The organism is Marinobacter shunpengi, from assembly GCF_045449715.1.
Taxonomy (GTDB): domain Bacteria; phylum Pseudomonadota; class Gammaproteobacteria; order Pseudomonadales; family Oleiphilaceae; genus Marinobacter.
Window position 1 is genome coordinate 1 of the sequence record NZ_JBJJLA010000017.1, and the last position, 13,230, is coordinate 13,230.

The 13,230-nt window shown below is 53.5% G+C and carries 17 protein-coding genes and 1 tRNA gene; 10 read left to right on the forward strand and 8 right to left on the reverse strand.

Features of this window, described 5'->3' with window-relative positions:
- Positions 1–74 precede the first annotated feature (74 nt).
- Positions 75–1,186 (forward strand): IS3 family transposase gene (locus ACJO3T_RS10615; RefSeq protein WP_406977608.1). Its coding sequence is split into 2 segments (ribosomal slippage): positions 75–336 and positions 336–1,186, totalling 1,113 coding nucleotides; the frame shifts between segments, so codons are not numbered across the junction.
- On the opposite strand, the gene ACJO3T_RS10620 is transcribed toward ACJO3T_RS10615, so the two are convergent.
- Together ACJO3T_RS10620 and ACJO3T_RS10625 are read right to left on the reverse strand one after the other, a co-directional pair.
- Positions 1,167–1,811, reverse strand: a complete 645-nt coding sequence (locus ACJO3T_RS10620; RefSeq protein ID WP_406978456.1) for an Arm DNA-binding domain-containing protein — start codon at positions 1,809–1,811, stop codon at positions 1,167–1,169. The two genes, ACJO3T_RS10615 and ACJO3T_RS10620, sit on opposite strands and share 20 nt — an antisense overlap.
- Positions 1,804–2,040, reverse strand: coding sequence for a hypothetical protein (locus tag ACJO3T_RS10625; RefSeq protein ID WP_406978457.1), 237 nt, complete (start codon positions 2,038–2,040; stop codon positions 1,804–1,806). The genes ACJO3T_RS10620 and ACJO3T_RS10625 overlap by 8 nt, the downstream gene beginning before the upstream one ends.
- A gap of 151 nt (positions 2,041–2,191) precedes the next feature.
- Here ACJO3T_RS10625 and ACJO3T_RS10630 point away from each other — a divergent pair, with 151 nt between their 5' ends.
- The 5 genes from ACJO3T_RS10630 (at position 2,192) to ACJO3T_RS10650 (ending at position 5,845) form a co-directional block, all read left to right on the forward strand.
- The gene (locus ACJO3T_RS10630) at positions 2,192–2,392 is read left to right on the forward strand and encodes a helix-turn-helix domain-containing protein (protein ID WP_406978458.1); all 201 of its coding nucleotides are present in this window, start codon (positions 2,192–2,194) and stop codon (positions 2,390–2,392) included.
- A 32-nt stretch (positions 2,393–2,424) separates the two neighbouring features.
- A complete protein-coding gene (locus tag ACJO3T_RS10635) occupies positions 2,425–3,393 on the forward strand; it encodes a thymidylate synthase (protein WP_406978459.1) in 969 nt (322 codons plus the stop codon).
- Between the two features lie 371 nt (positions 3,394–3,764).
- Positions 3,765–4,067: a DUF4031 domain-containing protein gene (locus ACJO3T_RS10640; protein ID WP_406978460.1), complete on the forward strand. Its 303-nt coding sequence runs from the start codon at positions 3,765–3,767 to the stop codon at positions 4,065–4,067.
- A gap of 39 nt (positions 4,068–4,106) precedes the next feature.
- A complete protein-coding gene (locus ACJO3T_RS10645) occupies positions 4,107–4,913 on the forward strand; it encodes a hypothetical protein (protein ID WP_406978461.1) in 807 nt (268 codons plus the stop codon).
- The gene (locus ACJO3T_RS10650) at positions 4,910–5,845 is read left to right on the forward strand and encodes an alpha-glutamyl/putrescinyl thymine pyrophosphorylase clade 3 protein (protein WP_406978462.1); all 936 of its coding nucleotides are present in this window, start codon (positions 4,910–4,912) and stop codon (positions 5,843–5,845) included. The genes ACJO3T_RS10645 and ACJO3T_RS10650 overlap by 4 nt, the downstream gene beginning before the upstream one ends.
- Positions 5,846–5,865: 20 nt before the next feature.
- Here ACJO3T_RS10650 and ACJO3T_RS10655 read toward each other — a convergent pair whose 3' ends face one another.
- The 3 genes from ACJO3T_RS10655 to ACJO3T_RS10665 all read right to left on the reverse strand — a co-directional run bounded on the left by ACJO3T_RS10655 (position 5,866) and on the right by ACJO3T_RS10665 (position 7,719).
- Positions 5,866–6,939 (reverse strand): ImmA/IrrE family metallo-endopeptidase, encoded by a 1,074-nt coding sequence (locus ACJO3T_RS10655; protein WP_406978463.1) that lies wholly within the window; start codon positions 6,937–6,939, stop codon positions 5,866–5,868.
- A complete protein-coding gene (locus ACJO3T_RS10660; protein WP_406978464.1) occupies positions 6,923–7,345 on the reverse strand; it encodes a hypothetical protein in 423 nt (140 codons plus the stop codon). The genes ACJO3T_RS10655 and ACJO3T_RS10660 overlap by 17 nt, the downstream gene beginning before the upstream one ends.
- Positions 7,346–7,642: 297 nt before the next feature.
- Positions 7,643–7,719 (reverse strand) — tRNA-Arg (locus ACJO3T_RS10665).
- A 253-nt stretch (positions 7,720–7,972) separates the two neighbouring features.
- On the opposite strand from ACJO3T_RS10665, the gene ACJO3T_RS10670 reads away from it, so the two are divergent.
- On the forward strand, positions 7,973–8,482 hold the full coding sequence (locus ACJO3T_RS10670) for a DUF2244 domain-containing protein (protein WP_406978465.1): 510 nt from the start codon (positions 7,973–7,975) through the stop codon (positions 8,480–8,482).
- A 24-nt stretch (positions 8,483–8,506) separates the two neighbouring features.
- Here the strand turns inward: ACJO3T_RS10670 and ACJO3T_RS10675 are convergent, their stop codons facing one another.
- On the reverse strand, positions 8,507–9,049 hold the full coding sequence (locus ACJO3T_RS10675; RefSeq protein ID WP_406978466.1) for a YaeQ family protein: 543 nt from the start codon (positions 9,047–9,049) through the stop codon (positions 8,507–8,509).
- Between the two features lie 162 nt (positions 9,050–9,211).
- Between ACJO3T_RS10675 and ACJO3T_RS10680 the strand changes: the two genes are divergently transcribed.
- The 3 genes from ACJO3T_RS10680 to ACJO3T_RS10690 all read left to right on the forward strand — a co-directional run bounded on the left by ACJO3T_RS10680 (position 9,212) and on the right by ACJO3T_RS10690 (position 11,627).
- Positions 9,212–9,418, forward strand: coding sequence for a bacterioferritin-associated ferredoxin (locus ACJO3T_RS10680; RefSeq protein WP_328187455.1), 207 nt, complete (start codon positions 9,212–9,214; stop codon positions 9,416–9,418).
- 152 nt (positions 9,419–9,570) lie between these two features.
- Entirely contained in the window at positions 9,571–10,047 is a 477-nt protein-coding gene (gene bfr, locus ACJO3T_RS10685) for a bacterioferritin (protein ID WP_406963636.1), read from the forward strand.
- A gap of 227 nt (positions 10,048–10,274) precedes the next feature.
- A complete protein-coding gene (locus ACJO3T_RS10690) occupies positions 10,275–11,627 on the forward strand; it encodes a phosphohexomutase domain-containing protein (protein WP_406963637.1) in 1,353 nt (450 codons plus the stop codon).
- A gap of 70 nt (positions 11,628–11,697) precedes the next feature.
- Here ACJO3T_RS10690 and ACJO3T_RS10695 read toward each other — a convergent pair whose 3' ends face one another.
- Positions 11,698–12,684: a phospholipase A gene (locus ACJO3T_RS10695; RefSeq protein WP_406963638.1), complete on the reverse strand. Its 987-nt coding sequence runs from the start codon at positions 12,682–12,684 to the stop codon at positions 11,698–11,700.
- A 106-nt stretch (positions 12,685–12,790) separates the two neighbouring features.
- Positions 12,791–13,123, reverse strand: coding sequence for a hypothetical protein (locus tag ACJO3T_RS10700; RefSeq protein WP_406963639.1), 333 nt, complete (start codon positions 13,121–13,123; stop codon positions 12,791–12,793).
- Positions 13,124–13,230: the final 107 nt, after the last annotated feature.

Genomic DNA, 13,230 nt, shown 5'->3' on the forward strand with positions numbered 1-13,230 from the left:
TGTAACCATCCCCTAAAATCGGTGCATGCGTAATTAGAGTTCTCCGGCCTACAATGAGGCAAACGGAGAACGACATGAAGAAATCACGGTACAGCGAGTCCCAGATCGTCAAGATCCTGAAGGAGGTCGAGGGCGGTCGCCTGGTCAAGGAAGTCTGCCGGGAGTACGGCATCTCCGATGCGACCTACTACAACTGGAAATCCAAGTACGGCGGCATGGAAGCCTCTGATGTGAAGCGCCTCAAGGAGCTTGAAGAGGAAAACCGCCGGCTGAAGCAGATGTACGCGGAGCTGAGCCTGGATCACAAACTGCTCAAGGATGTGATCGAAAAAAAGCTGTAAAGCCAGCCGTTCGACGAGAACTGGTGGATTACCTCAAGCAGGCTCACGGCGTCAGCATTCGCAGAGCCTGTCGAATCGCTGGCATCAGTGACTCTGTGTACCGGTATCGGCCGGATACTTCCCGGGATGAACCAGTGATTGCAGCGCTTCAGAGCGCGACTGAACGCTATCCCGCCTACGGCTTCAGCAAACTGTTCAAGGTGCTGCGACGCTGGGGTCACGGATGGAATCACAAGCGGGTACACCGGCTGTATTGTGCACTCAACCTGAATAAACGACGACGGGGTAAGAAACGACTCCCGACCCGAAACCCGGAGCCATTGAGCGTACCAGTCACCGTTAATCGGTGCTGGTCGATGGATTTCATGAACGACAGTCTGTTCTGTGGTCGCCGGTTCCGCACTTTCAACGTGGTGGACGATTTTAACCGGGAGGTACTGGCCATCGAGATCGACCTTAATTTGCCGGCCCCACGGATCATCCGGGTTCTGGAGCGCATCATCGCCTGGCGAGGCTACCCGGCCAGATTGCGAATGGATAACGGCCCGGAGTTCATCTCCATCGCCCTGGCAGATTGGGCGGAACAGCACGGCATATCGCTGGAGTTTATTAAGCCAGGGAAGCCGACTCAGAACTCCTACGTGGAGCGCTTCAACCGAACTTACCGGGACGAGATCCTGAACATGTATGTCTTCCGGAACCTCACCGAAGTCCGAGAACTGACCGAGTCCTGGATAACGGAATACAACGATGAGCGTCCCCACGATTCACTGGAAGACCTGACGCCATGGGAATACCTGGCGAAACACCAACGGGCGGAAAACTCTAATCAGCGGTGCAACTGAAACGGGGGTGTTTACACAAGGGCTCCACATCCGTGCGGGGCACCTTCAGGGATTTGATCCCGTGATAGGGTGAGCTAAACTCGTACCGGTTGGCTGCCTCTCCCAGAATCATGCGCAAAGGCGTCATGATTCGGTTGATACGACTAGTGGAAAGCTGCTTCCCGCTCCGGGTGGTTACTTTGGCGAGTGAAGCCCGGAAGTCGAGAATGTCTTTCTTGGTGATGCGGCCAACTTCTTTCTCTCCGAATTCTGGATTCAGGTAGTTCGTCAGTGTTCCCTCCACCGTGGTAATGTGCGATTTGCGCCACTGGATCCGCATTTCATTGAGCCAGTCGCGAACAAAGTCAGCGAACAGTGGTGTTTCTGCCTGAGCACGAACCACTTCGGCTGCTTCCCGCTTGGTGTCCGGTGCAAAATTATTTGCACGGGGGCTGCTGGGAAAGTAACTTGCATAGTCGAAGGTGCCCAGGGTAATTTCCGCTTCGATTTTCTTCAGAATGCTCTCCAGCTTCCTGCGGTTGGCGGGCGAGTCATCCAGGGTCGTCTGTTCTCTGCAGCGTTTGTTCCTATATCTGAAATCGAAGAACAACTTGCCGGATTCCGGGCGAGCGACAATTTTACCCATGGCACACACCTCCACCAGCCATTGGGACCGCCAATGCCTCCTCTGCGGACTGCTCTAGCATGTCTCGCTCGATCACGTTCCAGATATATAGGATCTTCCGTCCCCCGAAGGGCCGCACATAGTGAGTCCCCTCGATCAGTACAGAGTCTTTCAATCTCTCCCGAATGGTGCGCACGTCATATTTGATGCGTTGGGCGAGTTCCTCGGTAGTCAGATACTCCTGTGACATGACTAATCACCTCTGATATCGTTGAGTGCTGGAGGACATACCGCATGACTAGCGCCTCAAAATGTCCTCTTGTAGATCATTATGCACTCATAAAGACCTTTTTCAAGTCTTTTTGATCTCCTGCGGGTTAATATGTTCTTTGGTGGGCCAAATGATTAAGTGCCATCTGTCCAGGCTGATGGGTGAGAAGAAGCTCAAGATCGTTGATGTAGCGAGGGAAACTGGGGTGAACCGAGGAACGGTTACACGGCTTTATCACGAGACAGCAAGTAGGGTAGAGCTCGAAGTGATTGACGCTCTGTGCCGCTACTTAGGGTGTGAAGTTGGTGAATTGTTCGAGTTCATCGAGTGAATATTTGAAGTAAAACTTCTTTTTGGAGAGGCATGTCGGAGAACTTTTTTAAAGCCGAAACGCTCGACGATCTAATGCATGAAGTTTTAGAGAAACTTTTTTCTTTAGAGGGTTATGTCGAGGCCAGCCGCGGGCGGATGAAGGAGATGTTCGGAGCGACTCTCCTGCTCACGAACCCTCGTGCTAGGTTGAGTAGAAGTGAGAGCAAGGGAAAGCTTTTCAGTGCTCTGGGAGAGCTGCTGTGGTATTTGACGGGGGAGAATGATCTCGAGTTTATCAAATATTACGTCGGACCGTTCTACGAGCGAGAATCGGAGGACGGAATTACAGTCCGCAGCGGCTACGGCGAAAGGATGTTCAACCATACGGGATCGATAAATCAGGTTCAAAATGTAATCGATCTGTTAAAACAGAAGCCCTCTTCAAGGCGAGCTGTAATTCAATTGTTTGATGCTTCGGATCTAGAGGCGCCCTACAAGTCCATCCCTTGTACTTGTACGCTTCAGTTCTTAATTCGAGGTGATCAGCTCAATCTCTTGGTAAACATGAGGTCGAATGACGCCTTTTGGGGACTGCCACACGACGTTTTCGCATTCACAATGCTCCAAGAGATAATTGCTCGCTCGGTAGGGGTTGATGTTGGGATTTACCAACATTGCGCTGGTAGCTTGCATCTATATGAGGATAAATTCGATGAGGCCTCCAACTATCTAGAAGAAGGCTGGATGAATAAGATCGCCATGGATCGAATGCCAGCAGGCGATCCCTGGCCTTCCATCGATGAAGTTAAAAGAATTGCCAAAATGGTGAGGTGCCACGGCGTTACTGAACTAAACCCGATTGGGCTCGAGCCATACTGGCGTGATATTTGTTTTTTGTTGATGTGGCTCCACAGCTTCAAGCATAAGAATTACCAAAAATGCTCAGAGCTCAAAAAGGACATTAAGGACCGGGCTTACCACATCTTTATTGAAGACAAATTGGCTAATCGGCAGGATTGATCGAGTCAATACGCACGATCGCTTGTAGGAAATCTTCTACGACTAGTTGATGCAATGGGGATTTCGCTGAAAGTTTTCCAACTCTCGCCCCTAGATCATTGCTTGAAGTTTTCCTTAACGGCTGGAATTGTAAAAAATCTAATATTTTTTTGAAAATTCTTTGAGGCAAACTTGAATTGGCCTGATTCAAACCTAGAGATTTTTCCGCTGTTGACTCCTGTAAATTTTAACAGATCAATCAGTGTAATGCCCAAGTGTAGCCTCTTCTGATAAATTGCCTAGGCGAGATCTCTAGAGTCGTTTTTGTTGAATTTTTTGGTCTTTTTGCATAATATATTGAAGAAAATGACAATTTTAAAGGTTCCATTTTGATGGCGGTCTATGTTGATAATGCGCGAGTTCCATGGCGCGGAAAGAGGTGGTGCCACATGGTTGCAGATAGCCTAAGTGAGTTGCACCAATTTGCACAAGGTATCGGGCTGCGGCGAGAATGGTTTCAAGCTGGTGCCTCTTACCCACATTACGATGTTTCGCTGACAAGAAGACAGCTAGCGCTGAACAAGGGAGCGCTCGCTGGCACCCGAACGCACATTATTTGCTGTGCTAAAAAGCTAAAGGCGGAGCAGTCCTTGGTCTTAGGGGCGGAATATAAACAGTTGGGCCTTCTGCTATGAACTCATAAGCATGCTAAAGTTTCGGATAAGGGTGGTGATATGGACGCAAAGAGTATTTTATGGGACCTTCTGTGCCGCCTCAGTCGCCCCGCGATGGAAGACGCCAGCGTTATTCAGTGGGCAGCTCCAGTTATTTCGTTTGGTGATGTGTTTTCTTCAAGGGTTGCGACACTCGGGCTGAATCCAAGTAATCGCGAGTTTGTGAACGCCCAGGGAGAGGAACTGTTAGGTGACGATCGGCGGTTTCATACCTTAACGTCTTTGGGGCTGGATCGTTGGTCTCAGGCAGATGACGGGCACCTAGAAAAAATTCTGGACGCGTGTAGGGGTTATTTTCACGGCAACCCATACGACTCTTGGTTTAAGGCGCTGGAGCGGCTGTTTGTTGACGCTGGTGCATCTTATTACGGGATGTTCGCCAATGCTTGTCACTTAGACCTTGTCCCGTATGCCACTGCTGCTAAATGGGGTGCGCTGAGTAACACGCAGCGTTCTTCGTTAATCAGAGAGTCTGGTGATGTTCTGGGTGTTTTGCTTAGAGAGTCGGAGGTTGAAGTGATAGTTCTCAATGGCCAATCAGTGATTGAGAACTTGAAGGCAGTAGCGGAGTGTTCATTCAGAAAAGTGCCCGTCCAAGATTGGATGTTGCCGCGAAAGAACAGCAGAGGAGTTGAGGGCTTCGCATACACCGGACGATTGACTCGTATATCTGGAATAGACCTCGGCAGGGAAGTGTCACTCCTGGGCTATAACCATAACCTTCAGAGCAGTTTTGGTGTGACCTCGAAAGTTCGTCAAGGAATTCAGAAATGGATTTCCACTAGTGCTATGGAGGTATTCTGTTGAGTGTTACAAGACAAGAGTTATTTGAGCAGCTTGATGTAGCCCTCACAGATTACATTGCCAATGAGCGAGAGCTTCAAGGGCTAAATGCGCCAGAGAATCGTGTGGTATTCATCGATCAAGTTATTGATAGTATCCGGCGAGTCGAGTTCGCAAGACTGCTGGGATCTCGTCCGATAAACCGATCCCGGACTGATCCGAACAGCGACCTATTTGACCCGCTTAAGGCTGCAGTCTGGTATAGAATTAATGGTGATATTGAAGAGGCCAGCTGGTTAGTTTTCTTGGCTACTCATTTCGGCAAGAATAAAGAATCGGGCTGGAGACTGGCTCAAGATGTCTACGGTGCCTTGGGTCAAGGCGTATGGACCTGGGACAGGGTGTTCGTTGATCCTGAGGGGATCAATCGTTGGTTGAAGGCCAACTTTCAGTCAATGCGTAAAGACGGCGTAGCTCGCAAATTTGGAAACCATAGAAAGTTCGAGACTATTGATCCAAGTAAGTCTAGAGCGACTGGTCAGGTTGTGGAGAGTTACGTGGCCTGGATTGCTCAATATGGAAGTCATCAGGCAATGTTCGATTCCGCCTTTAGGGCTGCGGAGGGGAATACAAGAGCAGCATTTCATTGGCTCTATAAAGGAATGAATGTTCTAAGATTTGCACGCTTGGCTAAGTTCGACTATCTAACTATGTTAGCTAAGCTTGGGGTTGCTCCAATCGAGGCTGATTCGCCCTACATCGTCAATGCAACCGGCCCGCTGAGAGGCGCAAAACTTCTTTTTTCTGGGCGTGCTGGTTCCGATATGATGCCCCGCGAGGTTGATGCCGAGGTCGTTAAGTTGGCGGACTCGTTGGGAGTCGGGATGCAAGAGATTGAGGATGCTATTTGCAACTGGCAAAAAAGCCCGAGCCGATATAAATATTTTCGAGGTTAGAGCAGATGCTCATTGCCCCGTTATGCAGAGGTTAGTTGCTCTTCCGTGTAACGGGCTTTAAGCCTGTTAAGCATGTTAAAGGGACAGTGCCCGTGATTTTGCATTTGGCCTACGACAATTCCTGGCGAAATGCCGATCTTTCTCGCGAATCTCATCACTGTTTTGGTGTTCACTGGCAGTCGTAAAAATTCGAGCTGGTGTTCCTCAGGAATAAGAATGTCAAAAGAAAACTGGTTCGCTTCTGTTTCTTGCTTGCCTTGGTTTTGCTCGCAATTCTCAATAAAATCTTTGTGAAGAATCAAATGCCCCGCTTCATGAAAGAAAGTAAACCAAAAATGATCGTCAGATAAATAGCGCCCACTCATCATTATGATGGCTTTTTGCGGGCTCAAAAGCCTAGTCGCGCCACTGGCCTTACAACCTTTGGGAGATGGTTCGATGACCAATGCCACCCCGGCACTAGCGCATATGCGTCCCAGCTCAGGAAGGAAAGTCTCCGGCCTCTTCTGGCGAGTTAGTTGTCTTATTTTGGATAGTGCCCCGAAGAATTGATCCTGATCCCACGCTTCGCATTTGATTTTTGAGGCTTCAATCTCACCTTTCCGCAGCCAAGCCAAAGTTGCGCCTTCGTCTGAGCTAAATGTCGGTGACGTCCTGAATGCGGGAAGTCGATGACTCCCTTCGTAATGTTGAAACCAGTCAGCGACGGACGGTACGTCAAAGTGCCGTAAACAAGCAGCAATTTTTTGGGAGGTTTTTTTGACAGGAGGAACCCAGCCTAATTCTACCATTTCCTTCACTGGGAACTGATTTGCCCATTCCTCGTTGTTTTTGAGTCTATCCAGCCCCGCGCGGAACTGTTCTTCGCGAGTTAACCAAAAGTCAGGTGAGCCTCCAACGATCCCTGTAAGCTTAATCGCCAAATCTGAGTTAATTGCCCGCTCTCCACGGAGCAGTTGACGGGTATTCTCGATAGAGGTGTCGATTTCTTCGGCTAGATCGTATGGCGAAAGTCCTTGTTCATTCAGAAAATCTAGGATTGTTTCGCCGGGGGGGCTGACCCAGTCGGGTAAAAAGCTAGCGCTTTCCATCATTGCGTTTCTCCACGCCAAGGATCTTGATGCGTCGAACCTTAGACCAATCTATCATCCCGTTTTCCAAATGTGGTGTTTTGCGATGGCCTGATTCAAATAAGAGCGCGTATCCGTCACCTAGCTTTATAAGGCCTCTGCCGTCGCATTTATCAAGCTCCTCGAAGCCCCACCAGGGCGTTGCCGAGAGCTCTGATACGTTGACCATCGCGCTTAAATCCGCCAGACGGCGCCTAAGCATGGATGTCAGCTGTCTGCCAAGGTCTTCTTCTGCGAGATGTCCGCTCAGGCAGAGTGCTCTGATCTCTCTATTGGCAAATGCTAGTTCCAAATCCCTTGGGTCTCTGCTCGTTTTACGGTGAATTTTATCGACTATCGCAAATTCTGAAGAAGTGTAGCCGATCAACATCACTTATAAAACGGCAAAGCGTCAAGGTTCTTTTTTAAACGATCAAGAATCTGGTTAGGACTTCTGAGGGGGCTCAGGGCAAAGGTCGGCTTTGTATCGCTTAGGACGATTCCGGCTAAGACATGGACACACCGTGGACACAATTTGGACACAAGCCTGGTTTCGTGCGCCAAGCAGGGTGATTGCAGAATCTGGGCAAAGGTCATTGCCTGATTAGGAGCTTGAGTGGTTTCAGTTTCAGAGGTTGAAAGTAACTGGAAAAGGCTAGGCGTGTAAGGTGCTGATTTGCCATTAAAATGGCCCGCCCGAGAGGATTCGAACCTCTGACCTCCGCCTCCGGAGGGCGGCGCTCTATCCAGCTGAGCTACGGGCGGTCTTCAACAAAGTTGGCATGTTTGACCGTTGCCTTCGGTTCCGGATTTTTTCTCTGACCCTTGCCTCCGGAGGGCAACGCTCTATCCAGCTGAGCTACGGGCGGAAGAAACGGGCGCTGTATGCGTCAATTTCGAGTGCGCAATCTTACTTGCGCAGCGTTACTCTGTCCAGCCCTCCTTGAAACCGTTTTGTCGTCATCGCGTATACTTGATAAAAGGCAATCGTCCGGGCGAAGCCCCGGTGGGTTTTCCCATGATTGAGCGCTTATCCGACAGCGACGGCATGCGTTACCGCCTCACCCCCAATCGCTCCATCAGTTGGCCGGCATTGGTGCGGGTGTGGCTCGGGCTGGTGTTGCTGACGTCCACCGTGGTGGTGGGTATGAGCCTGGCCGGGGCCTGGCTGGTCATTCCCTTTGCCGGGCTGGAACTGGTCGCGGTGGGGGCCGGACTTTGGTATACCGCCCGCAAGTGTTGTCGTCAGGAGGTCATTACCTTTGGGCCGTCCCGGGTGCGGCTCGAAAAGGGGCACGAGCACTGCGAGCAGCAGTGGGACTGGCCGCGTCCGTCGGTCCGTATCCTGCTGGATGAGAAGCCCCATCCCTGGCTCCGGGAGCGGATCTGTCTGTGCTGCAACGGGGAGGAGGTGCCGCTGGCGGATTTCCTCAATCCCCGGGACTCCCGGGAGCTGGTGACCCTGCTGGAAAGTCAGGGTTTTCCCGTTCGGCGCCGATCCCGGGAGATGGTGGGCATTCACTTCTGACCGCGATTTCCGTTGGTCTCGGAGTTACACCCGTTTGAGTGTCCTGGGTTCAAGGCTTGCCACCCGGGACTCGTCACTGATCGTGACCTCGCCGTCCTGGATATTCACCTGCAATGTCATGGAGCGGTCAGCCAGTTCCGCCAGGGCGTCGGTGCTGTTCTGTTCCAGGGCGATGACCTGGAGGTGCCCGAAACGGCCCAGGCGGTTGTGGTGTTTCTCCCACCATACGGGCATGGCACGTCCGCCATAAACGTAGATGGTCACCCGGTCGGCACGGTTGCAGGCCTTGCGGATCCGGTCTTCCTCCGGCAGTCCCACTTCGATCCAGTGTTCGATCTCCCCGGTCAGGTGTTTGCGCCACAGATCGGGCTCGTCATCGGTGCTCAGGCCACGGGTGAACTCCAGATGCTCGCCGGCATTCAGGGCAAAGGCCAGCAGTCGTATCATCATGCGTTCATCGGTTTCCGACGGGTGCCGGGCGATGGTGAGGTGGTGGTCTGCGTAGTAGTGGCGGTCCATGTCGGCAATGCTCAGGGTTGCCTTGAATACGGTGGCTTTGAGGGCCATGGCATGCTCCGGTCGGGTTTCTGGATGGAGCAGAGTGTAGCGGATTTCCGGAGCGGGCACCGTTCTGTGACGATTTGTACAAATTTTCTCAATTGGGTTGCAATCTCTCCTGCGAATAACAATAATTATCACTAACTTTAATCGGCGTGTGAGTTTCTATCTATGTACGTCTGCCTCTGCACCGGTGTGACCGATCGGGAAATCCGCGAAGCGGCTGAAAATGGCATCAGTTCCATGCGACAACTGGGCAAGGAGCTGGGAGTGGGGCGCCAGTGCGGACGCTGTGCCTGCACCGCCCGGGAAATCCTTCGGGAAAGCCGGTCATCCGATTACCTCGCCCTGGCGGATATGCTCGCCCAGCCGGCCTGAAACAACGCTCCCTTCCGGGCGTTGTCGATGCCCTGTATCAAACGTAAACCATTCTCTTACGCGATTTTTTCTCTCCGGAATAGGGGTTATCCTTATCCAAAGTCCGCTGCCTGACAGTGGATAACCGATAACAGGATGAGGAGACCCCGGCCGTGAAAGGTGACAAGAAAGTCATTCAGCATCTGAACAAGGTGTTGGGGAACGAGCTGACCGCCATTAACCAGTATTTCCTGCATTCCCGCATGTACAAGGATTGGGGCATCAGCAAGCTCGCGGACAAGGAATATGAGGAGTCCATCGACGAGATGAAGCATGCGGATCAGCTTATCGAGCGGATCCTGTTCCTGGAGGGCCTGCCCAACCTGCAGGACCTGAACAAGCTGCTGATCGGCGAGAATGTCCAGGAAATGATTGAGTGCGACCTCAAGCTGGAGATGACCGCCCACAAGGACCTGAAAGAAGCCATTGTCTACTGTGAGCAGGTCCAGGACTACACCAGCCGTATGCTGTTTCGCAGCATCCTCGATAGCGAGGAAGAGCATATCGACTGGCTGGAAACCCAACTGGAGCAGATCGACCAGATGGGCATCCAGAACTATATCCAGCTTCAGTCCGGCGCCGCGGAGTAAGCCGCTGCCACCGGGCACCATTGGCGTGCGCAATGCGCGCCAATGGCCATACTATCCCCGTCCGGCAGCATCCGCCGGGTTTCTATTTCTTCATTTTTCAGCTATTTCCTGCCGCTGTCACAGGTAAGGGGCTAGAATGGGCCCGGTTGTTGCCTGATGTTCTTATACCCGAGTAACGGGCGATCACTCGAATCCATACCGCAGACCAACTGGGAGAAACAGTCGCCATGGACCTGTCCTGTTTTAAAGCCTACGACCTGCGCGGGCGCGTACCGGACCAGCTCAATGCCACCCTGGCTGAAAAGATCGGTCGGGCCTATGTGGAGGTGACCGGCGCCCGCAAGGTAATCGTTGGTTACGATATCCGGGAGTCCAGCCCGGAAATTGCCGATGCCCTCAGTTCCGGCCTGATGGCCGCCGGGGCGGATGTCTTTGATATCGGTCTGTGTGGTACCGAGCATGTCTACTTTGCCACCAGCCATTTCGGAATGGACGGCGGCATCATGGTGACGGCCAGCCACAACCCCAAGGACCACAATGGTATGAAAATGGTGGGGCCGGAGTCCCGTCCTATCAGTTCCGACAATGGTCTTAACGAGATCCGTGACCGGGTGCTGGAACCCTTCGCCGATGCGCCGGAGCAGGGCAGCCATGAGCCCCTGGAGGTCATGGCGCCTTACGTGGACCACCTGCTGGGTTATATCGATGCCGGCTCCCTGAAACCCCTGAAAATCGTGGTGAATGCGGGCAATGGCGGCGCTGGCCTGGTAGTGGATGCCCTGGAGGAACACCTGCCGTTCGAATTCATCAAACTCCACCACGAGCCGGATGGCAGCTTTCCCAATGGTGTGCCCAACCCCATCCTGCAGGAGAATCGGGCGGTGACCGCCGAGGCGGTGCTGGAACACAAGGCGGCCATGGGCATTGCCTGGGACGGTGATTTCGACCGCTGTTTCTTCTTCGACGAGAATGCCCGATTCATTGAGGGGTACTATATCGTCGGCCTGCTGGCGGACCAGTTCCTGCGCAAGACCGGTGGCGGGAAGGTGATCCATGACCCACGGCTGACCTGGAATACCCTGGATCTGGTGAAGGCCGCCGGTGGCGAGGCGGTGCAGAGCAAGACCGGCCACGCCTTCATCAAGCAACGCATGCGGGACGAGGATGCCGTCTACGGCGGCGAGATGAGCGCCCACCACTATTTCCGTGACTTCGCCTACTGCGACAGTGGCATGATTCCCTGGCTGCTGGTGGCGGAGCGCCTGTGTCAGTCGGGACAGCCCCTGTCGTCACTGATCGATGCCCGGATCGAGGCCTACCCGGCCAGCGGCGAGATCAATCGGACCATCCATGATCCGGCAAAGGTGATCCAGGCCATCGAGGAGGCCTACGCGGGTGATGCCGTGTCTGTGAATCATGTGGATGGGGTCAGCATCGAGTTTCCGGAATGGCGCTTTAACCTGCGCATGTCCAACACCGAGCCGGTGGTGAGGCTTAACGTGGAGTCACGGGCTGACAAGGCGCTGATGGAGCAGAAGACCGCCGAATTGCTGGCGGAGATGGACCGGCTGAACAGCTGACCTTCTAAAGTCCCTCTCCCGCCAAGGGAGGGGGACTGTTGGGGCCGACACTGAATTTGCCCCTCTCTCCTTACAGCCAGTCGTTCAGCATAATGCCGATACCGATCCGGTGGGTGCGTTCGTTGTAGTCAATCAGGCTCTCGCCATAGCCGTTGTAGTACTGGATGTAGCCCTTGATGGTGTTGCCCATGGGGAAGCTGTAGCCCAGCTCCACGGAGGTCCGGTTGTCATCCTCCTGCAGGTTGTTCATCAGCCTGGCAGAGAGCACATGGTTGTCATTCCATTTATACACCGCAAGGTAGTCGGCGTAGCCCAGGTACTCCTCGATATCCGGATTGTCGTCGTCGCTCTCGTCTTCCGGCAATCGGTACCAGGGGCTGACCATGAACAGCCAGCGATCGTAGGCATAGGCGACGCTGCCCCTGATGCGGTTCCAGCTCCTTGAGCGGGGTTCCGACTGGCCGTTGGACTGATGGTTGAGGCCAAGGGCGACGCTGGTGACCTCGCCGGGACCGATGTCCCAGCCCAGCCGCTGGCGCAGGAAGATCTCGGGCTCGTAGTTGGTCTCCCGGAAGGGGGCGGAATCCTCGGTGTTATAGACCTGCCAGAATGACTTCTGGCTATAGCCGAACCAGAGTGTGGTGCTGTCATCCAGTATTCCGGTGAACAGGGGCACCCGGAAACTGATCTGATACTTGGCTTCCTCGCTCTGCAGGCGGGCATCATAGCTTGCCTCCCCCAGGGTCGGGCTGGTGGGGTTCTGGTTCGGGTTATCCACGTAGGTGTAGGGCAGGATATAAGTGGGCTTGTAGGGCACGAAGCCGCCAATCAGGCTGCCGATCAGTTTTTCCCGGGCCTCGTACTCTTCCACCTCCTGCTTCATTGCCCTGTCGCCAGTGGTGTTCCTGTCGACTTCTTCCTTTTTCTGCTCCACGTCCTGGGCCAGTTCCGGCAGGTTTTCCCCGGGCTTTTTCTCGTTTTCCTGGGCCGATGCCTCCGGGGGCCATCCGGCGCCGATCATGGTGATCACGACTGCCGCCAGTGTGCGTTCTATCATGTGGGATCCTTTCGGCAATGAATCTGGAGTATGGACGTCATGGTGTGAAGGGGGTATGAACCGGGCATTACCAAGTGTCCGGGTTATTGAGTTCACAGACGGAAAACTAGGGCAGGCTATGCCATGTCTGGGCAATGGCATAGGCCCACAATCCCAGCAGGGTCAGCGCCAGTAGTGAGAATAGCAGTTTCTGGCGACGGCCAGCAGTGCCTCCGGCAGACGCGATCCAGCGAAGGTACATCAGCCCCAGGAAGCACAGGAACACCACCAGGCTGGCGACGGCGGGCAACAGTAGCCAGGCCGCGTGAACCGGATCGCCTTCCGATCCCTGGCGGCCCAGCAGCGCCATCGAGCCAATCAGCACGACCAGGGCGAGCGTCTCGATGACAACAAGTGGTTTACGCCACGGATGGGTTTCCTGGGAAGGTCTGTCTGTCATGGAGGTCCTGTGGTTGTCTGTTGGAAGCGGCTACCGGGATACTCCGACCCATCTTAGCGGTTTGTTGGTTTTTTTGCCCGGCTTCACCCGCTATAATGCGCCCACAT

Coding starts and splice junctions, on each gene's coding strand:
- ACJO3T_RS10620 (WP_406978456.1), bottom strand. CDS start 1,811: ATGGGTAAAATTGTCGCTCGCCCGGAATCCGGCAAGTTGTTCTTCGAT.
- ACJO3T_RS10625 (WP_406978457.1), bottom strand. CDS start 2,040: ATGTCACAGGAGTATCTGACTACCGAGGAACTCGCCCAACGCATCAAA.
- ACJO3T_RS10630 (WP_406978458.1), top strand. CDS start 2,192: ATGATTAAGTGCCATCTGTCCAGGCTGATGGGTGAGAAGAAGCTCAAG.
- ACJO3T_RS10635 (WP_406978459.1), top strand. CDS start 2,425: ATGTCGGAGAACTTTTTTAAAGCCGAAACGCTCGACGATCTAATGCAT.
- ACJO3T_RS10640 (WP_406978460.1), top strand. CDS start 3,765: ATGGCGGTCTATGTTGATAATGCGCGAGTTCCATGGCGCGGAAAGAGG.
- ACJO3T_RS10645 (WP_406978461.1), top strand. CDS start 4,107: ATGGACGCAAAGAGTATTTTATGGGACCTTCTGTGCCGCCTCAGTCGC.
- ACJO3T_RS10655 (WP_406978463.1), bottom strand. CDS start 6,939: ATGATGGAAAGCGCTAGCTTTTTACCCGACTGGGTCAGCCCCCCCGGC.
- ACJO3T_RS10660 (WP_406978464.1), bottom strand. CDS start 7,345: ATGTTGATCGGCTACACTTCTTCAGAATTTGCGATAGTCGATAAAATT.
- ACJO3T_RS10670 (WP_406978465.1), top strand. CDS start 7,973: ATGATTGAGCGCTTATCCGACAGCGACGGCATGCGTTACCGCCTCACC.
- ACJO3T_RS10675 (WP_406978466.1), bottom strand. CDS start 9,049: ATGGCCCTCAAAGCCACCGTATTCAAGGCAACCCTGAGCATTGCCGAC.
- ACJO3T_RS10680 (WP_328187455.1), top strand. CDS start 9,212: ATGTACGTCTGCCTCTGCACCGGTGTGACCGATCGGGAAATCCGCGAA.
- ACJO3T_RS10690 (WP_406963637.1), top strand. CDS start 10,275: ATGGACCTGTCCTGTTTTAAAGCCTACGACCTGCGCGGGCGCGTACCG.
- ACJO3T_RS10695 (WP_406963638.1), bottom strand. CDS start 12,684: ATGATAGAACGCACACTGGCGGCAGTCGTGATCACCATGATCGGCGCC.
- ACJO3T_RS10700 (WP_406963639.1), bottom strand. CDS start 13,123: ATGACAGACAGACCTTCCCAGGAAACCCATCCGTGGCGTAAACCACTT.